This is a genomic window from Streptomyces sp. HP-A2021 (assembly GCF_022807935.1).
Taxonomy (GTDB): Bacteria; Actinomycetota; Actinomycetes; order Streptomycetales; family Streptomycetaceae; genus Streptomyces; species Streptomyces afghaniensis.
This window is the reverse complement of record NZ_CP094344.1, coordinates 2,682,613-2,702,523: the sequence shown is the minus strand read 5'-3', so window position 1 is coordinate 2,702,523 and position 19,911 is coordinate 2,682,613. Positions and strand designations below refer to the sequence as shown.

General features: G+C 70.4%; 18 protein-coding genes. 10 read left to right on the top strand and 8 right to left on the bottom strand.

Features of this window, described 5'->3' with window-relative positions:
• The first annotated feature begins 407 nt into the window (after nt 1-407).
• From MQE23_RS12255 to MQE23_RS12235, 5 genes are all read left to right on the top strand, one after another.
• Nucleotides 408-932 carry a hypothetical protein gene (locus tag MQE23_RS12255; protein ID WP_020272250.1) on the top strand — a complete coding sequence of 175 codons (525 nt, stop codon included), beginning with the start codon at nt 408-410 and terminating at the stop codon, nt 930-932.
• Nucleotides 929-2,080, top strand: coding sequence for a histidine kinase (locus tag MQE23_RS12250; protein WP_243379181.1), 1,152 nt, complete (start codon nt 929-931; stop codon nt 2,078-2,080). The genes MQE23_RS12255 and MQE23_RS12250 overlap by 4 nt, the downstream gene beginning before the upstream one ends.
• On the top strand, nt 2,077-2,760 hold the full coding sequence (locus MQE23_RS12245; RefSeq protein ID WP_020272248.1) for a response regulator transcription factor: 684 nt from the start codon (nt 2,077-2,079) through the stop codon (nt 2,758-2,760). Before MQE23_RS12250 ends, MQE23_RS12245 begins: the two co-directional genes overlap by 4 nt.
• Nucleotides 2,761-2,829: 69 nt before the next feature.
• Entirely contained in the window at nt 2,830-3,384 is a 555-nt protein-coding gene (locus MQE23_RS12240) for a DUF485 domain-containing protein (RefSeq protein WP_243379179.1), read from the top strand.
• The gene (locus MQE23_RS12235) at nt 3,381-4,973 is read left to right on the top strand and encodes a cation acetate symporter (protein ID WP_243379177.1); all 1,593 of its coding nucleotides are present in this window, start codon (nt 3,381-3,383) and stop codon (nt 4,971-4,973) included. Before MQE23_RS12240 ends, MQE23_RS12235 begins: the two co-directional genes overlap by 4 nt.
• Nucleotides 4,974-5,008: 35 nt before the next feature.
• On the opposite strand, the gene MQE23_RS12230 is transcribed toward MQE23_RS12235, so the two are convergent.
• Nucleotides 5,009-5,704: a response regulator gene (locus MQE23_RS12230; RefSeq protein ID WP_020272245.1), complete on the bottom strand. Its 696-nt coding sequence runs from the start codon at nt 5,702-5,704 to the stop codon at nt 5,009-5,011.
• Between the two features lie 161 nt (nt 5,705-5,865).
• On the opposite strand from MQE23_RS12230, the gene MQE23_RS12225 reads away from it, so the two are divergent.
• From MQE23_RS12225 to MQE23_RS12215, 3 genes are read left to right on the top strand one after another with little or no spacing between them, the layout of a single operon-like run.
• Nucleotides 5,866-6,681 carry an ABC transporter ATP-binding protein gene (locus MQE23_RS12225; RefSeq protein WP_020272244.1) on the top strand — a complete coding sequence of 272 codons (816 nt, stop codon included), beginning with the start codon at nt 5,866-5,868 and terminating at the stop codon, nt 6,679-6,681.
• On the top strand, nt 6,671-7,534 hold the full coding sequence (locus MQE23_RS12220) for an ABC transporter permease (protein WP_243379175.1): 864 nt from the start codon (nt 6,671-6,673) through the stop codon (nt 7,532-7,534). Before MQE23_RS12225 ends, MQE23_RS12220 begins: the two co-directional genes overlap by 11 nt.
• 52 nt (nt 7,535-7,586) lie before the next feature.
• Nucleotides 7,587-8,648 carry an ABC transporter substrate-binding protein gene (locus tag MQE23_RS12215; protein ID WP_020273698.1) on the top strand — a complete coding sequence of 354 codons (1,062 nt, stop codon included), beginning with the start codon at nt 7,587-7,589 and terminating at the stop codon, nt 8,646-8,648.
• A gap of 27 nt (nt 8,649-8,675) precedes the next feature.
• Here the strand turns inward: MQE23_RS12215 and MQE23_RS12210 are convergent, their stop codons facing one another.
• The 4 genes from MQE23_RS12210 to MQE23_RS12195 form a co-directional block, all read right to left on the bottom strand.
• Nucleotides 8,676-9,356 carry a response regulator gene (locus MQE23_RS12210; RefSeq protein ID WP_020273699.1) on the bottom strand — a complete coding sequence of 227 codons (681 nt, stop codon included), beginning with the start codon at nt 9,354-9,356 and terminating at the stop codon, nt 8,676-8,678.
• The gene (locus tag MQE23_RS12205; RefSeq protein ID WP_243379173.1) at nt 9,356-11,026 is read right to left on the bottom strand and encodes a sensor histidine kinase; all 1,671 of its coding nucleotides are present in this window, start codon (nt 11,024-11,026) and stop codon (nt 9,356-9,358) included. Before MQE23_RS12205 ends, MQE23_RS12210 begins: the two co-directional genes overlap by 1 nt.
• A gap of 102 nt (nt 11,027-11,128) precedes the next feature.
• Nucleotides 11,129-12,073 (bottom strand): sucrase ferredoxin, encoded by a 945-nt coding sequence (locus MQE23_RS12200; protein WP_243379172.1) that lies wholly within the window; start codon nt 12,071-12,073, stop codon nt 11,129-11,131.
• Nucleotides 12,074-12,156: 83 nt separating this feature from the next.
• Nucleotides 12,157-13,416 carry a citrate synthase family protein gene (locus tag MQE23_RS12195; protein ID WP_243379170.1) on the bottom strand — a complete coding sequence of 420 codons (1,260 nt, stop codon included), beginning with the start codon at nt 13,414-13,416 and terminating at the stop codon, nt 12,157-12,159.
• Nucleotides 13,417-13,526: 110 nt separating this feature from the next.
• Here MQE23_RS12195 and MQE23_RS12190 point away from each other — a divergent pair, with 110 nt between their 5' ends.
• A complete protein-coding gene (locus MQE23_RS12190) occupies nt 13,527-14,687 on the top strand; it encodes a citrate synthase/methylcitrate synthase (protein ID WP_243379169.1) in 1,161 nt (386 codons plus the stop codon).
• An 87-nt stretch (nt 14,688-14,774) separates the two neighbouring features.
• On the opposite strand, the gene MQE23_RS12185 is transcribed toward MQE23_RS12190, so the two are convergent.
• Together MQE23_RS12185 and MQE23_RS12180 are read right to left on the bottom strand one after the other, a co-directional pair.
• The gene (locus MQE23_RS12185; RefSeq protein ID WP_020273705.1) at nt 14,775-15,014 is read right to left on the bottom strand and encodes a hypothetical protein; all 240 of its coding nucleotides are present in this window, start codon (nt 15,012-15,014) and stop codon (nt 14,775-14,777) included.
• 300 nt (nt 15,015-15,314) lie between these two features.
• On the bottom strand, nt 15,315-15,872 hold the full coding sequence (locus MQE23_RS12180; protein ID WP_037670205.1) for a DUF6082 family protein: 558 nt from the start codon (nt 15,870-15,872) through the stop codon (nt 15,315-15,317).
• 321 nt (nt 15,873-16,193) lie between these two features.
• Between MQE23_RS12180 and MQE23_RS12175 the strand changes: the two genes are divergently transcribed.
• Nucleotides 16,194-17,252, top strand: coding sequence for a GTP-binding protein (locus tag MQE23_RS12175; protein WP_243379167.1), 1,059 nt, complete (start codon nt 16,194-16,196; stop codon nt 17,250-17,252).
• A gap of 19 nt (nt 17,253-17,271) precedes the next feature.
• Here the strand turns inward: MQE23_RS12175 and MQE23_RS12170 are convergent, their stop codons facing one another.
• Nucleotides 17,272-19,728, bottom strand: coding sequence for a DNA topoisomerase IV subunit A (locus tag MQE23_RS12170; RefSeq protein WP_020273708.1), 2,457 nt, complete (start codon nt 19,726-19,728; stop codon nt 17,272-17,274).
• Nucleotides 19,729-19,911 lie beyond the last annotated feature (183 nt).

Below are 19,911 nucleotides of genomic sequence, written 5' to 3'. Positions count from 1 at the left end.
AACGGGGTCAGGTGCTGGTCGTGCTGGGCCGGTGCGGTGCAGACACGGTGCAGGGAAGGCCTGGTTCGGCTTCAGTCACCTGGTTGGGGCCCGGCCAGGACCGGTTCCGGCCAAGACCGGCTCCTGCGGTTCCGGTTGGGACCGGCTCAGCCGGGACGTCACCGCCTGGTCTGTGCCCTGCCTGACCGTTGCCGCGTCAGCGGACGGACGGGGGCGCGGCGGTCTCCGATGCGGCCCAGACGGCCGTGCCCGAGCCCTTTCTCCACCCCTGGGTGGAAAGGCGCCTGGTCGGGGATCCACCCCTGATCCACCCGCACTCCGATCCCGTGACCTGGCGATTTCCGTAACGTCGAAGGCGTCGGCGGCACCGCTGCCGGCATCCCTTTTTCCTGCTTACGGAGGTCGTGATGGCCGGGCTCGTCGACGCGCTGGTGATCGTGGTCGTGGCCGTGCTGGTGATCGCCCGGCAGTTCCGGGCAACGCCCATCGACGGCGAGCGCCGCTGGTGGCTCCTGCCCGCGATCCTGGCCGTTGTCGCACTGCGCGAACCCGGCATACTCGACGACCGCCACCTCACGGCTTCGGCGCTGCTGCTCGGCGCGGAACTGCTCGTCGGCCTGGCCACCGGGGCGGGCTGGGCCTGGACCACCCGCATATGGGCGGAGCCGGACGGGACCGTGTGGAGCAAGAGCAGCACGACGAGCGTTGCCGTCTGGGTCGTCGGAATCGGGCTGCGCGCCGGTCTCTTCGCGCTGGGTGCCGCGGTGGGCGTTCACCAGGACAGCTCCGCCGTGCTGCTGGGGCTTGCCGGCACTCTGCTCGTCCGGGCCGGAATTCTGGTGTGGCGCGGTCGGCTGCTGCGCCCTGCCGTGAGCCCGGGCCGGGCGTACGGTGACAGCACGTCGGCGCCTGCGGGGAAGGAGCGCGTGTGAAGGAGAACGCCTGGACACGCTGGCCCTCCCGGGAGGCGCTGAGCCGCGAGGGACTCTCACGCTCCCGGTGCCTGCTGGCCTGGACGGTGAGGGCTCTGGTGCTTGGCGTGCTGATGTGGGGGGCCTTCGCCGAGAGCGAGGCGCGCGGCTGGAAGGCGGCAGCCGGAGCCGGCGGGGTGCTTCTGGCAGCACTGCTCGCCTGGGTGTTCTTCCGGACCACGCTCCAGCACCGGTTGTGGCCGTCGCTGGCGTCGCTCGCGCTGCTTCAGGGCGTCGCCGTCGCGGCCCAGATGTCGGGCTTCAAAGTCGCGGCCCTGGTCATGTGGTGCGGGTGCGCCGTCTCGGCGCTGGAGCGGCTTCCACCGGCAGTCGCTCTCAGCGCAGCGGGTGTGGCACTCGGTTCGTTCGGGGTCGTCAACAACGATGATGCGCTGACCTCCGTGGTCACCGGCGTCGGCCTCGCCCTGGCCGGATACACACTGCGCCTGGACGCCGAGGCCCGCGGCAGTGCCCAGCGGCTGCTCGCCCAGGAGCGGGCCGCCCGTGCGGCCGAGGCGGAGTCGGCGGCGCTCGCGGAGCGAGCCCGCATAGCGCGGGAGATCCACGACGTGCTGGCGCACAGCCTGTCTGCCCAGCTCGTGCATCTGGAGGCGGCCCGGTTGCTGATCGAGCGTGGAGGGGAGCGGGACCAGGTTCTCGAACGAGTGGTGGCGGCCCGGGAGATGGCGCGTGGCGGGCTCGCCGAGACGCGGCAGGCGCTGTCCGCCCTGCGCGGGGAGCTGACCCCGCTGGAGGAGTTCCTGAACCAGTTGGTGGGAACCACCGACGGCGCCGAGATCACCATCACGGGTGAACGCAGGGCGCTGCCGGCCGAGGCTTCGCAGGCCGTGCGCAGAGCGGCTCAGGAGGCCCTGACGAATGCCCGCAAGCACGCCCCGGGCGCCAAAGTGTGCCTGCGGCTCGACTACAACCCGTACGAAGTGACCCTGGATGTGCGGGACTCGGGCGGCTCGCCGGGCGAACTGACCGGGACGGGAGCCGGGTACGGTCTGCTCGGCATGCGGGAGCGAGCAGAGCTGCTGGGCGGTTCGCTCGAGGCCGGGCCGGGCGAGGAGGGGTACGTGGTGACGTTGAAGGTGCCGGTATGACGGAGGAGGCCGAGCGCAAGGCCGCTCGGGTGGTGGTCGCGGACGACCAGACCGTGGTGCGGGAGGGCATTGTGATGCTGCTTGGTCTGCTGCCCGGGATCGAGGTGGTCGGCGCGGCGGGGGACGGGGAGGAGGCGGTGCGGCTCGTCGCCGAAGTCGCTCCGGACGTGGTGCTGATGGACCTGCGCATGCCTCGCTGCGACGGGGTGGAGGCGACCCGCAGGATCCGCGCGGAGTATCCCGGGACGCAGGTCGTGGTGCTCACGACGTACGCCGACGACGAGTCGCTCTTCCCGGCACTGGCGGCGGGAGCGCGCGGCTACCTCACGAAGGACGCCGGCGGAGAGGAGATCGTGCGAGCCGTGCACAGTGTGCTGTCAGGGGACGCGGGGCTGTCGCCCGGCATCCAGAGACGGCTGCTGGAGCGTCTGACCGAGGCAGAGGCCAGACCGGCCGCGCCGCCCGAGGCACCGGACGGGCTCACCGTGCGGGAGACGGAGGTGCTGCTGCTCATCGCCGAGGGGCTCAGCAACCAGGAGATCGGCCGCAGGCTGCATGTCTCCACGGCGACCGTGAAGACCCACATCAACAACCTGTTCGCCAAGACGGGGCTCAAGGACCGTGCGCAGGCGGTGCGTTACGCGTACGGAAAGGGGCTGGTGCGGCCCCCAGCGGGTTGAGTCACCTGATGGGGTGAAGAGCGAGGGGAAGAAGAGTCGGGGATCTTCCCGTTCTGTCCATCCTTGGGCATGCAGCCAAGCAAGGACCGTCCCCCCAGAGATGGGGCTGGTCAGGAAAGTCCGGTCGAGCGACTCGACGGTGTCGGCCCCGCCGAGGAGACCGGACACCTGAGGTACGACGATCCCTGGTACGACGCCCTGGCCTCCGGGTGGGGCGAGTCGGCTGGTGCCGCGGTGCCGGCTCCGGAGGTGGTTCCGTCGGCGCGTGGGGAGGGCGAGACCGGGGTCGCGGCGGCCGACGTGTATCTGGAGGTGCAGCGCAGCGCCGCCTTCCAGGAAGTGCGGCGGCAGTACCGGAGGTTCGTGGTGCCGGCCTTCGTGGCGTTCTTCGCCTGGTACGTGGCTTACGTCGTGGCTGCCACGACCGCGCCGGAGCTGATGGCCCGGCCCGTGCTGGGGGCGGTGAACGTGGCGCTCCTGGCAGGGCTCGGGCAGTTCCTGACCACGTTCCTGTTCACCTGGGGCTACTCGCGGCATGCGCGGCTGCGCAGGGACCGGGCGGCGCTCGACCTGCGCTGGGACACACAGGAGCTGACGCGCGGCGTGAACGGCGGTGTCTCGTGACGGGTGAGCACCAGACGCTGGCGCTGCTGCTGTTCAGCGGATTCGTCGCGGTCACGCTGGCGATCACGACATGGGTGAGCCGCAAGCGGCGCGGCTCGGCGGAGGAGTTCTACGCGGGCGGGCGGCTCTTCTCACCCATGGAGAATGGTTTTGCCATCGCGGGTGACTACATGTCGGCCGCCTCCTTCCTCGGGGTCACCGGGCTCATCGCGCTGTTCGGCTACGACGGGCTGCTGTATGTCGTCGGCTTCCTCGTGGCCTGGCTGGTGGTGCTGTTCCTCGTGGCCGAACTGGTCCGCAACTGCGGCCGGTTCACGCTCGCCGACGTCGTCGCGGCGCGGATGAGGGAGCGGCCGGTACGGATCGCGGCGGGAACCTCCTCGGTCACCGTGTCCGTTCTGTATCTGGTGGCGCAGATGGTCGGCGCGGGCAGCCTGGTGGCGCTGCTGCACGGCGGCACGAGCGGGGCGGCGCGGGCCTGGACCGTCATCGGTGTCGGCGCCCTCATGGTGATCTATGTGTCGTTGGGAGGGATGCGGGCGACGACGTGGATCCAGATCGTCAAGGCGGTCATGCTGCTCGGCGGCACGATCGCGCTGACGGTGCTCGTACTGGTGCGCTTCCATGGCGATTTGGACCAGTTGCTGCTCACGGCGGCCGGACGCAGTGGTCACGGGGAGGCGTTTCTGGCGCCCGGGCTGAAGTACGGCGGGGACTGGACCGCCCGTTTCGACTTCATCAGTCTGGGGCTGGCCCTGGTGCTGGGCACGGCCGGGCTGCCGCACATCCTGTCCCGGTTCTACACCGTGCCCACCGCGCGCGCCGCGCGCCGCTCGGTCGTCTGGGCCGTCGGGCTCATCGGCGGTTTCTACCTGATGACGATCGTGCTCGGGTTCGGCGCGGCCGCCATCGTGGGGCCGGACGCGGTACGCGGGTCGAACGCGGCCGGGAACACGGCTGTTCCGCTGCTGGCGCTCGACCTGGGCGGTGGTGCCGGATCCACGGGTGGAACGGTTCTCTTCGCGGTGGTCGCCGCGGTCGCCTTCGCCACGATCCTCGCCGTGGTCGCCGGGATCACGCTCGCGTCATCGGCGTCGGTCGCCCACGACCTGTACGCATCTCTGCGGCGCCGGGGCGGCAAGCCACGCAGCGAGGTGGCCGTGGCCCGGGTAGCGGCCGTCGGTGTCGGCGTGGTGGCGATCGCCCTCGGTCTGCTCGCGCGGGATCTCAACGTCGCTTTCCTGGTGGGCCTGGCCTTCGCCGTCGCTGCGTCGGCGAACCTTCCGGTGCTGCTCTACTCCCTGTTCTGGCGCGGCTTCACGACACGCGGTGCCGTGTGGGCCGTCTACGGTGGCCTGGTGCCGGCCGTGGTGCTCGTGGTGCTGTCCCCGGTGGTCTCCGGAAGCCCGGACTCGCTGTTCCCGAACGTCGATCTCCAGTACTTCCCGTTGCAGAACCCGGGCCTGGTCTCGATCCCGCTGGGCTTCCTCGCGGGCTGGCTGGGCACGGTCACCGCGGCGGAGGTCCCGGACGAGGCCAAGCACGCGGAGACCGAGGTGCGGTCGCTGACCGGGGCGGGAGCGGCGTAGGGGCGGTGCCTGCACGGCCGTAGGGGTGACGTCCACTAGGGCGCCACCCATGCGTAGCGGTGTTCGGGCCGGCCCGTGTCGCCGTACTTGAGGGAGAGGCGCAGGCGGCCGGACTGCTCCAGGCGGCGCAGGTAGCGCTGGGCGGTGGAGCGGCTCAGTCCGGTCTCGGCGGCGACCTCGTGGGCGGAGAGCGGGTGGTCGGCGCGGTGCAGGATGCGGCAGATCAGTTCCGTCGTCGGCTCCGAGTGGCCGCTCGGCAGCCCAGGCGACGCGAGAACCGGGGTGGTGCGCAGGGCGCTGAAGATCCGGTCGACCTGTTCCTGGACGGCGATGCCGCGGCCGCCGCCGACCCGCTCGACGGTGCGGCGCAGGGCGGCGTAGGACTCCAGGCGGGTGTGCAGCGCGGCGAAGGTGAACGGTTTGACGAGGTAGTGCAGGGCGCCCAGGCGCATGGCGGTCTGGATGGTCGTCACGTCTCCGGCCGCGGTGATCATGATGACGTCGGTGCCGTGACCCTGTTCCCGCATGCGGTGGACGAGTTCGAGGCCTGTCCCGTCGGGGAGATAGTGGTCCAGCAGGACCAGATCGATCCCTCCGCGCTGCACCGCCGCCAGAGCCTGGGCAGCGCTGTGCGCGCGGGCCGCCACCCGGAAGCCGGGAACCCTTCCCACGTACTTGGCGTTGATCTCGGCGACACGGAAGTCGTCGTCCACGACCAGGACGTCAATCATCGGGCCTCTTTCCCTCAAGGCCATGCGGGCGTCAAACCCTTGTTTCGGCTACGTTTTTGTATCCCGCGCAAAACGAGCACAACAGGCTCTTGCGAGCAAAAGAACGGTATGCGCTCACAAGGCTGATGCCGCCTGCCGAGCCGGATCTACCGTCCCCGGCCATGAGCGCAGACACCAGCCCCGCCATTGAGCTGCGGGGCGCGAGCAAGACGTTCAGGACCCCGTCGGGAGGCCTGCACACGGCCGTCCGGGACCTGGATCTCACGGTCGGCCGTGGGGAGTTCGTCGCGGTCGTCGGTCCCACGGGCTGTGGAAAGTCGACCACGTTGACCCTGGTCAGCGGCTTGGAGGAGCCCACCGAGGGCGACGTGCTGGTCGCCGGGGAGCCGGTGCGCGGCGTCGGCGACAAGGTCGGCTTCGTCTTCCAGCAGGACGCCACCTTTCCCTGGCGTACGGTCCTGTCCAATGTGATGGCCGGACCGCGCTTCCGCGGCGTGCCCAAGGCGGAGGCGAAGCGGAAGGCGCGCGACTGGCTGGCCCGGGTCGGCCTCGAGGCCTTCGAGGACCGCTACCCGCACCAGCTCTCCGGCGGCCAGCGCAAACGCGTCGCGCTCGCCGCGACGTTCGTCAACGACCCCGAGATCCTGCTCATGGACGAGCCGTTCTCGGCACTCGACGTGCAGACCAGGGCGCTGATGTCGGACGAGCTGCTCGAACTGTGGGAAGGCACTCGCGCCTCGGTCGTCTTTGTCACCCATGACTTGGAGGAGTCCATCGCCCTGGCCGACAAGGTCGTCGTGATGACCGCCGGGCCCGCGACCGTCAAACAGGTCTTCACCATCGACCTGCCGCGGCCCCGCAAGGTCGAGGCGGTGCGCCTGGAGCCGCGGTTCATAGAGATCTACCGCGAGATCTGGGAGTCCCTCGGCGAAGAGGTGCGCATCACCCGCGAGAGGGGTGCCGCCCATGTCGCCTGAGACCATCAGCCCCTCGGTCGTGGAGACGGTCAAGGCGCCGGACCGTGCCCACTCGCGTGCCCGCGCCGCACGCAAGCGGAAAGCCCTGATCAACCTCGTCCGGGCGCTGCTGCTGGTCGGAGTCCTCGGCCTGTGGGAGGCGCTGTCCCGGGCCAAGGTCATCGACCCGTTCAACTTCTCCATGCCCTCGCAGATCTGGGACCAGATCTCCACCTGGGTCATGCACGGGACCGCGCTCGGCTCCCTGGGCGAGCAGATCTGGTACACGCTCTACGAGGCGCTGCTCGGCTGGGTCCTCGGTGTGGTCACGGGTGTTGTACTCGGTATCGCGCTGGGGCGGATCACATTGCTCGCCGATGTTCTTGGTCCATACATCAAGGTGCTCAACTCGATTCCCAGGATCGTCCTCGCGCCGATCTTCGTGATCTGGTTCGGGCTCGGCCCGGCCTCCAAGGTCGCCTCGGCCGTCGTCCTGGTCTTCTTCCCGGTGTTCTTCAACGCCTTCCAAGGCGCGCGCGAGGTGGACAGGAACCTCGTATCCAACGCCCGGATCCTGGGCGCGAGCGACCGCAGGGTGACTCTGCAGGTGGTCATCCCCTCCGCCACATCCTGGATCTTCACCAGCCTCCACGTCAGCTTCGGCTTCGCCCTCATCGGCGCCATCGTCGGCGAGTACATCGGCGCCACCAAGGGCATCGGCCTGCTCGTCGCGCAGTCGCAGGGCACCTTCAACGCGGCTGGGGTGTACGCGGCGATGGTCATCCTCGCCGTCGTCGCGCTCCTCGCCGAAGGGCTGCTCACCTTCGCCGAGCGCCGCATCTTCCGCTGGAAGCCCGCGGACTCCGAGCACTGACACCCACCCCGGACGCCCCCTCTCCTCTCCCGTCACAAGGACGTGAACCGCCATGCGCACCAACGCCCGATACGCCGCCCTGGCCGCCGCCGGCCTGCTCGCCCTCTCCTCGCTCACCGCCTGTGCCAACGACGCCGCCAGTACGGCGTCCACCGGGTCCGGCAGCGGAGGCGGCGGCAAGGGCGAACACGTCAAGATCATGGTCGGTGGCCTGGACAAGGTCATCTACCTGCCCGCCATGCTCACCCAGCGGCTCGGCTACTTCGGCGCCGAGGGACTCGACGTGCAGTTGCTGAGCGAGCCCGCCGGCGTCCAGGCCGAGACGGCGCTGGTCTCCGGCCAGGTCCAGGGGGCCGTCGGCTTCTACGACCACACCCTCGACCTTCAGACCAAGGGCAAGCAGGTCGAGTCGGTCGTGCAGTTCTCGCGCGCCCCGGGCGAGGTCGAGATCGTCTCCGCCAAGGCAACCGGCGACATCACCTCGCCCAAGGACTTCAAGGGGAAGAAGCTCGGCATCACCGGCCTCGGTTCCTCGACCGACTTCCTCACCAAGTACCTCGCCGTCAAGAACGGCGTGAACGTCAGCGACTTCACGCCCGTCGCCGTCGGTGCCGGCCCGACGTTCATCTCAGCGCTCCAGAAGGGCTCGATCGACGGCGGCATGACGACCGATCCGACGGTGGCGCAGGTCCTGGACAAGAAGGCAGGCAAAATCCTTCTCGACATGCGGACACCGCAGGGGTCCCAGGAGGCGCTCGGCGGTCCCTATCCGTCATCAAGTCTGTATATGCAGACGGACTGGGTGAACAGCCACAAGACCACCGTCCAGAAGCTGGTCAACGCATTCGTCAAGACGCTCACGTGGATGTCCACCCACAGCGCGTCCCAGATCGCCGACAAGATGCCGGCCGACTACTCGCAGGGCGACAAGGCCCTCTACGCACAGGCGATCAAGAGCACGCTGCCGATGTTCACCAAGGACGGCGTGATGCCCGCGGACGGTCCCGAGACGGTCGAGAAGGTGCTCAAGGCGTTCAACCCCAACATCAAGAACGCCAAGATCGACCTGAGTCGGACCTACACGACCGAGTTCGCGAAGAAGGCCACGGGCTGACAACCGAAACAGCCTCCCACTGACCGCCTAGGCGCGGGTCGCCCACACGTAACGGTGTTCCGGGCGGCCCGCGTCGCCGTACTTAAGGGTCAGCCTGGCCCGTCCCGTGCGCTCCAGGAGCTTCAGATAGCGCTGGGCGGTCTGCCGGCTCACCCCGGTGCGTTCGGCGATCTCCTGGGCGGACAGGGGCCCGTCGGCGTTCATCAGGGACTGGCGGACCAGCTCCGCGGTGGTGGGGGAGTGCCCCTTGGGCAGGTCCGGCTCGGAGGGGGCCGACAGTGCTCCGAAGATGCGGTCCACCTCGGCCTGTTCCGCCTCACCGCCGCCGTCCAGGGTGCGGCGCAACTCCGCGTACGCCTCCAGCTTGGCGCGCAGACCGGCAAAGGCGAACGGCTTGACCAGGTACTGCAAGGCGCCGTGCCGCATCGCCGCTTGCACGGTGGACACGTCCCGGGCCGCCGTCACCATGATCACGTCGGTCTGGTGGCCGCGACGGCGCATCTCCTGGACGACCGCGATCCCCGTCTCGTCCGGCAGGTAGTGGTCCATGAGCACCAGGTCGAGCCGGGGCAGCGTCTCCAGCCGGCTCAGCGCTTCCGCGGCGCTGTGGGCCTCACCCGCGACATGGAAGCCCGGCACCTTCTCGACGTAGGCGGCGTTGACCCGCGCGACCCTTGTGTCGTCGTCCACGACCAGGACCTCGATCATCACGACTCCTCCTTGGCGGTCTGCGGAGCTGACGGCACGGTCAGGGCCGGCTCCGGGCCCGGGTCGGCCAACGCCTCCGGCAGGACGACCGTGAACTCCGCACCCCCGCCGTGAGCCTCCCCGACGGTCGCGCTGCCTCCCTGCCGCTCGGCGAGCCTGCGCACCAGGGAGAGCCCGATGCCCCGCTCGCGGTGCGCGGGCGGTTTCTTCGTGGACCATCCCTCGGTGAAGATCAACTCCTGGTGCTCCGGCGGGATTCCCGGGCCGGTGTCGCGCACCCGGAGGATCGCCGTACGGCCCTCGGCGCGCAGTTCCACCTCCACGCGCGCGTGCGGCTTGCCGGCGACGGCGTCGAGGGCGTTGTCCACCAGGTTGCCGACGACGGTGACGAGCCCCTGGGGATCGATCAGCCGGTCGGGCAGCCGGGTCCGGTCCGACACCCACAGGGCGACGCCCCGCTCGGCCGCGACGGTCGCCTTGCCGACCAGCAGGGCGGCGAGCAGCGGGTCCGCGATGCGTTCCGTGACCTGTTCCGCGGTGGCCCGGTGGTCACCGACCACTTCGCCGACGAACTCCACGGCGTCGTCGTACATCTCCAGTTCGAGCAGCCCCAGGAGCGTGTGCATACGGTTGGCGTGTTCGTGGTCCTGGGCGCGCAGGGCGTCGATCAGACCACGGGTGGAGTCGAGCTCGCGGCCCAGCTGCTCCAGCTCGGTGCGGTCGCGCAGGGTGGCCACGGCTCCGCCGTCGTCCGTGGGCATGCGGTTGGCGACCAGCACCCGCTGGCCCCGCACGGTGAGCAGGTCCGTGCCGGTCACGCGCCCGGCCAGCACGTCGGCCGTACGGCCCGCGCCGAGCGCCTCGTCGGGGGAGCGGCCCACCACCGCGTCCCCGATGCCCAGCAGGCGCTGCGCCTCGTCGTTGACGAGACGGATGCGACCGGTGCGGTCCAGGGCGACGACGCCCTCCCGGATGCCGTGCAGCATCGCCTCACGTTCCGACAGGAGCGACGCGATGTCCGAGAAGGCCAGGTCCCTGGTCTGCCGGTGGACCCGCCGGGAGATGAGCCACGCGGCCAGCGCGCCGACGGCCAGGGCACCTCCGGCGTACGCGAGCAGCCCCGGGATCGCGTGGATCAGCCGGGCCCGGACGCTGTCGTAGGCGATGCCGACCGAGACGGCACCGACGATCGTGCCGTCGCTGTCGCGCAGCGGCACCTTGCCGCGGGCGGAGCGGCCCAGGGTGCCGCTGTCGATCTCCATGACCTCTTTGCCGGCCAGGGCCTGGCCGGGGTCGGTCGAGACGATGCCGCCGATCTGCTTCGGGTCGGTGTGCGACCACCGCACGCCCCGCCAGTCCATCACCACGATGTACTCGGCCTTGGTGGCCTTCCGGATCCGCTCCGCCTCCTGCTGCACCGGACCGTTCGGTGAGGGAGGCGTGTCCCTCACTTCCCTCGCGAGGCCCGGCTGCTGCGCGGTGGTCTGCGCGATGGCGAGCGCGCGGCGCATCGCCTGGTCGTCCAGCTGGTCGCTCAGGGGCGCGAGGAACAGTCCGGTCGCGAGGACCGCGACTCCCGCGGCGATCGCCACCTGCATCAGCAGCACCTGCGAGAACACCCGCCGGGGCAGGCCGAGGCGCAGGCGGCGTGCGGGGGGAGTGGGGCTCATACCCAAGAAGGTACGTGGGGCTGTCCAGGTGCCGTAACGGGTGTGGTGTGGATCTCTTGATCAATGCTTGAGGAGACGTCCGGACCGCGGCCGGCGGACCGGTCAGCTCGCGAGCGCCGTCGTCACCCTCACCTCGCGCACCGCCACCACGTCCATCCGCGCGGGCGAACCGAGGACTGCCGCTCCGCAACTCTCCGGCCGGGGCGGCAGGGCCGCGCCCTGGGCCACCTCGACCTGCCAGCGGCGCCCGTCGGCGTGGGCGACGGTCACCTCCCAGCGCGGGGCCGCGCCGGCCGTCCGTACGACGCTCAGTGCCTCCGCGGCGTATTCGCCGGTCCGGGTGCGCACGGCGAGCTCGGCCGCCTGGCCGGGCCGTTCCCAGGCCGAGCTGCCCCTGCACCCTTCCACGACGATCCGGCCCTGACGCGCGCTGTGCAGGACCTCCTTGAGGGTGTGCGCCTCGGCCCTGCCGTACGCGTATCCGTACGGCAGCACGAGCGCTGTCGGGGAGAAGCGGTGACCACCCAGATGGGTGGCCTCCCAGGCGCCCTCGACCCCGGACGTGGCGAGTTCGGCCGCGAGAGGGCGGCCGAGGAGCGCGCAGCAGCGGTCGCGCTTGCCGTTGGTGCAGACGAGGGCGAGCGGATCGCCGTTGTGGGGCCGTCCCCCGAGCACCGAGTCGAAGGTGCCGTGGTCGCCCCGGCCGAGTGCGGCGAAGTCGAGATCGAGGAGCTGCCCGGGGTCCGAGGTCGTGGCGCCGTGCAGCCATACGTTTCCCGGAACGGTGTGGGCCGCGTACACCCGGCGGGTGGCGGGCATCCGGCGGTCCGCGTGGCGTCCGGGGCGGCGGATGAGCACGATCCGTACGCCCGTGTCCTTCGCGGCCGCTTCCAGGGCACGGCCCAGCGCGGGGTCCAGGTGGCTCGAAGTGAGCGCCTTGGCACCCCACGGACCGGGCTGTTCCAGCAACAGCCAGGTCCTCGCGGTGGCTGCGGTTCCCGAAACGGGCTCGTCCGAGTCACGGGAGACGCTTGAGCACGTACGCACAGAGGTGAGCCTAACCTGAGTTGGGTCGCGACTCATTCCGGCCCCGCCCTTGCTGACTCCGGCAGCGGCTGTGGCGGCTTCGCTTACTCCGGCAGTGGTTGCGGCGGCTTCGGACCCGTGTAGAGACCGCTCGGGCGCATGCGCAGCGGGCGCTCGCCGTACTCCTCCAGGGCGTGGGCGATCCAGCCCGCCGTACGGGCCACCGCGAAGATCGTCTCGCCCGCGGTCGGGGGCATGCCGCAGGACGTGGTGAGCACGGCGAGCGCCAGGTCGACGTTGGCGTGCAGCGGGGCGTGGCGGGCGGTGGTCTCGACGATGTCCCGGGCCGCGAGGAGGGCGGGTTCCGCGCGCGGGATCTGCTCCAGGAGGGCGGACAGGGCACGCGCGCGTGGGTCCTCGCCCGGATAGAGCCGGTGGCCGAGTCCCGGGATACGGCGGCCGGCGCGCAGCTCGTCCGCGATCACCGGTGCCGCGTCGCCCTGGTCGAGCACGTCCTGGAGCAGCCGGTGCGCGAGCCCGCTGGCCGCGCCGTGCAGCGGGCCCTCGATCACGCCGAGTCCGGCGGAGACCGCCGCGTAGGCGTGGGCACGGGCCGACGCGGCGACGCGCACCGCGAGGGTCGAGGCGGCCAGGTCGTGGTCGACGAGGAGGGCGAGCGCGGTGTCCAGGGCGCGCAGGGACGCCTCGTCGGGGTCCTTGTGCACCGACAGCCTGCTCCACAGGCGGTGGGCCAGGGGGCCTTCGTCACGGCGGTCGCGCCACGCGGGGGGCAGGGCGGCGACCAGCGTGGGGATGAGGGTGCGCGCGGTGCCGAGCACGGCGTCCTCGGACAGGTCGAAGCGCAACGGGTCGGCGGTCGCGGCGGCGATCGTCGCGACGCGCAGCAGATCGGTGGGCGCGGCGTGTTCGGGCAGCGCGTCGACGGCGCGGCGGGCCACGGCGACCGAGGCGGCCGGCGCGGTGAACGTGCTGCCCGGCCGCATCCGGCCGGTCCACAGCCACTCGGCGACCTCCTCGTAGGTGTGCCGCGTGGCCAGGTCGACCGCGTCGACACCGCGGTAGTAGTACCGGTCGCTCTCGATGAGTGTGATGCGGGTCCGTACGGACAACTCGCCGCCGGAGGGGGAACTCCCCGCGCTCTCCCGCCTGTTGCGCCGGGCGAGCGCCTCGACCTCCCTGGCGTCGAAGGTGCTGCCCCGGCCGCCGGTCACCCGTCGGCTGCTGAGCTGACCGCGGCTCACGTACGCGTACACGGTCTCCGGCTTCACGCCGAGCAGCTCGGCGGCCTCCTTGGTGCTCAGCCGCCGTTCCGGGTCGAGGGGGGCGGGTTCTTGATCGCGCATGGGGGTCACCGTATCCGCCTAGCGGACCATTGACTGGTGTATTGATTAAATCAATATTGACACAAGTCAAGTCAACCATGGACAGTCAAATCAAGTCCAGGGAGGAAGACATGTCCGTCAACAGGTCCGCAACCGCTCTCATCGATGCACCACGGGGACTGGCCGGTGTCGTCGTCACCGACACCCGGATCGGTGACGTCCGGGGCGTCGAGGGCTTTTACCACTACCGCCAGTACTCAGCCGTCGACCTCGCGCGGACTCGCGCCTTCGAGGACGTCTGGCACCTGCTCGTGCACGGAGAACTGCCGGACGCCGGGCAGAGCGCGGCCTTCGCGGCGCAGACCGCGGCGCTGCGGCGGCTGCCCGACGAGGTCCGCGCGGCCCTGCCGGCCATCGCCGCGGCCGGCGGGCGCTCCGGCCCGCTCGCCGGGATGCGCACGGCGCTGTCGCTGCTGGGCGCGGCCAAGGGCTTCCGGCCCGTGTACGACATCGACGCCGACCGGCGCAGGCAGGACGCCGTCGAGGCGACCGCGGCCGTACCCACGCTGCTCACCGCGCTGCACCGGCTGGGGCAGGGGCAAGAGCCGGTGGAGCCGCGTGAGGATCTGTCGTACGCGGCCAACTACCTGTACATGCTGACCGGCTCGGTGCCGACCGAGCGGCACGCACGGGCGATCGAGCAATACCTGATCTCAACCATTGATCACGGATTCAATGCATCAACATTCACGGCTCGGGTCATCGCGTCGACGGGTGCGGACGTGGCGGCGTGCCTCGCCGGGGCGGTGGCGGCTCTGTCGGGGCCGTTGCACGGAGGTGCGCCCAGCCGCGCGCTGGACACCCTGGACGCGATCGGCACCCCGGACCGTATCGACTCCTGGGTGCGGCAGCGGGTGCTCGCCGGTGAGCGCATCATGGGCTTCGGGCACGCGATCTACCGCACGGAGGACCCGCGGTCGCGGATGCTGCGCGAGGTCGCCCAGGGGTTCGGCGGTCCACGGGTGGACTTCGCCGTGGAGGTCGAGCGGCACGTCGAAGCGATCCTGGCGGAGCTGAAGCCGGGCCGTGAACTCCACACCAACGTCGAGTACTACGCGGGCGTGGTCATGGAACTCTGCGGCCTGCCCCGTGAGATGTTCACACCGACGTTCGCCGCCGCGCGCGTGGTGGGCTGGAGCGCCAACATCCTGGAGCAGGCGGAGGACACGAAGATCATCAGGCCGGTGGCGCGCTATGTGGGGCCGCAGGCGCCGGCGCCCGTGCCTGCCTGACGGACGGTGCTGCGGGAACACGAAGGGTCCGGCACCAGGAGGTGCCGGACCCGAGCCGCGCGCCGGCCCGACAGGTGTCCGACGAGATCAGGCGTCAGGAATGTCGGCCTTGGCGTCGATGAGGGTCTTGCGCGTGACCACGACGATGCGCTCGTAGTCGGCCCTGGACGCGTCGCCGGGGAGCTTTCCGTCGAGTTCTTCGGTGAGGTCGGTGCCGATTACAGCAAACCTGCCGTCGGACAGCTCGAAGATATCGGGGCAATTGGCACCAGTCGCACTTCCCCGCGCGCTGGGAGGGGTGCCAATCCGACGGATGATGTGGCTCACTGTTCTGGCGTTCCTTTTGATCTCGAGGCTTGGTGCGCACTGTAGCCTGCGGTGCGATGCGGCCCTGTGGGGCCGCGGCCTCGACAACCGGGCGGCGTGGAGCGGCGGTTCGGAGGTGGTCGACCCGGTTCGCGGGATGCGCAGTAGTCAACCTTGTTGGCACCTGGGGAAACGCGCCGATTTATGGGTTCGTTACCGCCCAGCCGTGTGATGCGTTCAGGAGAGTGATCCGGGAGGTACGGCGCTTACGGCCGAGGCCCGGTCATCAGGGGGTCTCCGGGGAGATCCATCACAAGCCCCTTACTCACCCGGCGGTTCCCCGACCACCCACCACTCGTCGGTGTCCGCCTCCTCCAACTGCGCGAGGAGGTCGTCGACCATGTGTCCGAGCCTGGCCTCCTCGGAGGAGTCGGCGAGGGTCGCCCGATGGGGGCGGGAGGCGTACCAGTACTCCCTGAAGACGGGGTTCTGAAGCATGCTCCGGGTGAAGCCGAAGAACTCCTCCCGGCTCATGTTGCCCATGCGGTGGTAGGACAGGGCGTTCGTGTAGAGGGCATTGGCGAAGAGGAACTGGCGGAGTTTCCTGGGCGAGACGGTCCCGTCGTACGGGTCCAGCACCTCGGCCAGCTCCGGATCGTCCATCGCCTTGCTCAGCAACTCCCAGTGCAGGCGTTGCTGGTGGGCGAAGTTGGTCCGGCGCTGTGACTGCGCGGCCTCTTCCAGGTGCTCGATCCGTGTACGCAACGCATGGAGCGTCGGCCACCGCGCGGCCATGGCGACGGCGGCGCCCGCCGCCAGGACGATCCCTGCCGACGCGGTGGCGCCCAGCCCCCGAAAGCTCAAATTCCGTGTGCCCATGTCAACCCCCGATTCAGGCGGACGTCCGCCGGTCGTCGGTATGCGGGTCGACCGGAGGGGACCGGCGAGCGGTGGGCGGCGCTTGCCGTCTCCCAGAGTGCCGAGCGGCTCTGATCGGCGGGGAGGCGGAGAGGAGGCGCACGGAGGGAAGCGAGGGTCGCACAAACCGGCGCCATGACCAACGTCTGCCCCGCGAGTGCTGCTAACAATCGTTCACTTCGCCGCGATTCCCACGGCTCGTATCCTGGGGCGGCATCCCATCCTCCTACGTGTGCCGGGAACGTGAGCCGGTGCACGCGTCGGCGTGAGAGAGGTCGCACGGTGAGCCTGCCGAGTCCGGAACCGCAGCAGATCCCGGTCGTCGTCCTGGCCGGATTCCTCGGCACGGGAAAGACCACACTGCTCAACCACCTCCTCCACCGCAGCGGCGGCAGCCGCATCGGCGCCATCGTCAACGACTTCGGGGCCATCGAGATCGACGCGATGGCCGTGGCGGGAGCGCTCGGCGACTCGACGGTCTCGCTCGGCAACGGCTGTCTGTGCTGTGCCGTCGACGCGAGCGAGCTGGACCAGTACCTGGAACGGCTCGCGGAACCCTCCCTCGGCATCGACGTCATCGTCATCGAGGCGAGCGGGCTGGCCGAGCCGCAGGAACTCGTACGGATGGTGCTCGCCAGCGAGATCCCGGGGATCGTGTACGGCGGGCTCGTCGAGGTCGTCGACGCCGCCGAGTTCGACGACACCCGGTCCAGGCATCCCGAGATCGACCGGCATCTCGCGCTGGCCGATCTCGTCGTGGTCAACAAGCTCGACCGGGCGGCGGACGGCGAACGCGTCCTCGGACTGGTCCGCTCCCTCGTCGACCGCGCCGCCGTCGTCCCGGCCTCCTACGGCCGGATCGACCCCGAGTTCCTCTTCGACTGCCGGCCCACCGAGGAACGCATCGGACAGCTGTCCTTCGACGACCTGCACGAGCACGGCACCGACGACCACGCCGGGCACCTGCACAGCACCTACGACAGCCTGTCGTTCGTCTCGGAGGAACCCCTCGACCCGCGCGGGCTGATGGAGTTCCTCGACAGCCGGCCCGAAGGGCTGTACCGGATCAAGGGCTACGTCGACTTCGGGCCGTACGACACCCGCAACCGCTACGCCGTCCATGCCGTCGGGCGGTTCCTGCGCTTCTACCCGGAGCCCTGGCCGACCGGCGGCGAACGACTCACCCAGCTGGTCCTCATCGGCTCCGGCATCGACACCCACGCCCTCGACAAGGAACTCGGCGCGTGCAGGAGCGACGCCCCACACGCCGACGAGCACGGCATGTGGGGCGTCCTGAGGTACGTACGGAGTCCGGGGGAGGACCTGCAAGAGCCTGCCTGAGGCCCTCCGCCACCGGGCTCTAGACCGGCCCCGCCACCACGGCCACCGTCTTCGCCAGGGACACACCCGAGCCGTCACGCCGCGGGTCCATCTCCGGGAGGTCGGCCGGGGTGCCGTTCTTCTGCGCCGCGAGGGCCGGGGCCGGGCCCGCCCAGGCCAGAGACAGGCAGTCCTCGCCCTTCAGGAACCGCTGGCAGCGGACGCCGCCGGTGGCGCGGCCCTTGCGCGGGTACTGGTCGAACGGGGTCATCTTGGCCGTCGTCTGCACGGAGTCGTCCAGCGTGCCCCGCGAGCCGGCGACGGTGAAGACCACGGCGTCCACGGCCGGGTCCACCGCCGTGAACGAGATGACCTTCGCGCCCTCGGTGAGCTTGATGCCGGCCACGCCGCCGGCCGGGCGGCCCTGCGGGCGGACCTGGGACGCCTGGAAGCGCAGCAGCTGGGCGTCGTCGGTGATGAAGACGAGGTCCTCCTCTCCGGTGCGCAGCTCGACCGCGCCGACGATCCGGTCACCCTCCTTGAGGGTGATCACCTCCAGCTCCTCCTTGTGGGACGGATAGTCCGGCACCACCCGCTTGACCACGCCCTGTGCCGTGCCGAGCGCCAGGCCCGGCGACGACTCGTCGAGCGTCGTCAGGCAGACCACCGTCTCGTCGTCCTCCAGGGAGACGAACTCCGCCAGCGGGGCGCCTCCCGCGAGGTTCGGCGTCGGCATCGACTCCGGGAGCTGGGGCAGGTCGATCACGTTCAGCCGCAGCAGCCGGCCCGCGGAGGTGACCGCCCCCACCTCGCCGCGGGCGGTGGCGGGCACCGCCGAGACGATCACGTCGTGCTTCACGCGCTTGGCACCGGCGTCCTCCGGGAACGGCTCGCCGTTCGCCGTACGGGCCAGCAGACCGGTCGAGGACAGCAGCACCCGGCACGGGTCGTCGGCCACCTGGAGCGGCACCGTGGCGACCGGGGCACCACCCGACTCCAGCAGGACCGTCCGCCGGTCGGTGCCGAACTTCTTGGCGACGGTGGCCAGTTCGGTGGAGACCAGCTTGCGCAGCTCCGTGTCCGAGTCGAGGATCCGGGTCAGTTCCTCGATCTCCGCGTTGAGCCGGTCCTTCTCGGTCTCCAGCTCGATGCGGTCGTACTTGGTCAGCCGGCGCAGCGGCGTGTCGAGGATGTACTGCGTCTGCACCTCGCTCAGCGAGAACTGCTCCATCAGGCGCTGCTTCGCCTGCGCGGAGTTCTCACTGGAGCGGATGAGGCGGATGACCTCGTCGATGTCCAGCAGGGCCGTCAGCAGGCCCTCGACCAGGTGCAGCCGGTCGCGCTTCTTGGTGCGGCGGAACTCCGAACGCCGCCGCACGACGGTGAACCGGTGGTCGAGATAGACCTCCAGCAGCTCCTTCAGGCCCAGCGTGAGCGGCTGGCCGTCGACCAGGGCGACGTTGTTGATGCCGAAGGACTCCTCCATCGGCGTCAGCTTGTACAGCTGCTCCAGGACCGCCTCCGGCACGAAGCCGTTCTTGATCTCGATGACCAGGCGCAGACCGTGCTCGCGGTCGGTGAGGTCCTTGACGTCGGCGATGCCCTGGAGCTTCTTCGAGCCCACCAGGTCCTTGATCTTGGCGATCACCTTCTCCGGGCCGACCGTGAAGGGCAGCTCGGTGACCACGAGGCCCTTGCGGCGGGCCGTCACGGCCTCCACGGCCACCGTGGCGCGCATCTTGAACGAGCCGCGGCCCGTCTCGTACGCGTCCCGGATGCCGGACAGGCCGACGATGCGGCCGCCGGTGGGCAGGTCGGGGCCCGGGACGTGCTTCATCAGGGCGTCGAGATCGGCGTTCGGGTACCTGATCAGGTGGCGGGCGGCGGCGATCACCTCGCGCAGGTTGTGCGGCGGCATGTTCGTGGCCATACCGACCGCGATGCCCGAGGCGCCGTTGACCAGGAGGTTCGGGAAGGCGGCCGGCAGGGCCACCGGCTCCCGCTCCTGGCCGTCGTAGTTCGGGTTGAAGTCGACGGTGTCCTCGTCGATGGACTCCGTCATCAGGCTCGTCGCCTCGGCCATCCGGCACTCGGTGTACCGCATGGCGGCCGGCGGGTCGTCGTTGCCCAGCGAGCCGAAGTTGCCGTGGCCGTCGACGAGGGGGACACGCATCGAGAAGGGCTGGGCCATGCGCACCAAGGCGTCGTAGATCGACGAGTCGCCGTGCGGGTGCAGCTTGCCCATCACCTCGCCGACGACGCGGGCGCACTTGACGTACCCGCGCTCGGGGCGCAGGCCCATCTCGTTCATCTGGTAGACGATGCGGCGGTGCACCGGCTTGAGGCCGTCGCGCGCGTCGGGCAGGGCGCGGGAGTAGATGACCGAGTACGCGTACTCGAGGAAGGAGCCCTGCATCTCGTCGACGACGTCGATGTCGAGGATTCTCTCCTCGTACGAGTCGTCGGGCGGCGGGGTCTTCGTGCTGCGGCGGGCCATCGCTGCCGGCTCCTTGCTGAAGCGTTGAACGAGATCTGACGCCGACCATTGTGGACCGCCGCACTGACAACCGGGACCAGGCCCCGGTCCACGGCCTCCCCGGCAGGGGTTCGGACGCGGGCCGCGGGTGCCGCTCGCCGGGCCCGGGCGGCGGTCGGGACGCTGTCGGAGGACCGCAGCGGG

Excerpts from the sequence above, each read along its gene's own strand:
- MQE23_RS12255 (WP_020272250.1), top strand. The coding sequence starts at position 408 with ATGGCCGGGCTCGTCGACGCGCTGGTGATCGTGGTCGTGGCCGTGCTG.
- MQE23_RS12195 (WP_243379170.1), bottom strand. The coding sequence starts at position 13,416 with ATGCGCGATCAAGAACCCGCCCCCCTCGACCCGGAACGGCGGCTGAGC.
- MQE23_RS12240 (WP_243379179.1), top strand. The coding sequence starts at position 2,830 with ATGCAGCCAAGCAAGGACCGTCCCCCCAGAGATGGGGCTGGTCAGGAA.
- MQE23_RS12210 (WP_020273699.1), bottom strand. The coding sequence starts at position 9,356 with ATGATCGAGGTCCTGGTCGTGGACGACGACACAAGGGTCGCGCGGGTC.
- MQE23_RS12225 (WP_020272244.1), top strand. The coding sequence starts at position 5,866 with ATGAGCGCAGACACCAGCCCCGCCATTGAGCTGCGGGGCGCGAGCAAG.
- MQE23_RS12170 (WP_020273708.1), bottom strand. The coding sequence starts at position 19,728 with ATGGCCCGCCGCAGCACGAAGACCCCGCCGCCCGACGACTCGTACGAG.
- MQE23_RS12215 (WP_020273698.1), top strand. The coding sequence starts at position 7,587 with ATGCGCACCAACGCCCGATACGCCGCCCTGGCCGCCGCCGGCCTGCTC.
- MQE23_RS12180 (WP_037670205.1), bottom strand. The coding sequence starts at position 15,872 with ATGGGCACACGGAATTTGAGCTTTCGGGGGCTGGGCGCCACCGCGTCG.
- MQE23_RS12230 (WP_020272245.1), bottom strand. The coding sequence starts at position 5,704 with ATGATTGACGTCCTGGTCGTGGACGACGACTTCCGTGTCGCCGAGATC.
- MQE23_RS12205 (WP_243379173.1), bottom strand. The coding sequence starts at position 11,026 with ATGAGCCCCACTCCCCCCGCACGCCGCCTGCGCCTCGGCCTGCCCCGG.
- MQE23_RS12220 (WP_243379175.1), top strand. The coding sequence starts at position 6,671 with ATGTCGCCTGAGACCATCAGCCCCTCGGTCGTGGAGACGGTCAAGGCG.
- MQE23_RS12245 (WP_020272248.1), top strand. The coding sequence starts at position 2,077 with ATGACGGAGGAGGCCGAGCGCAAGGCCGCTCGGGTGGTGGTCGCGGAC.
- MQE23_RS12190 (WP_243379169.1), top strand. The coding sequence starts at position 13,527 with ATGTCCGTCAACAGGTCCGCAACCGCTCTCATCGATGCACCACGGGGA.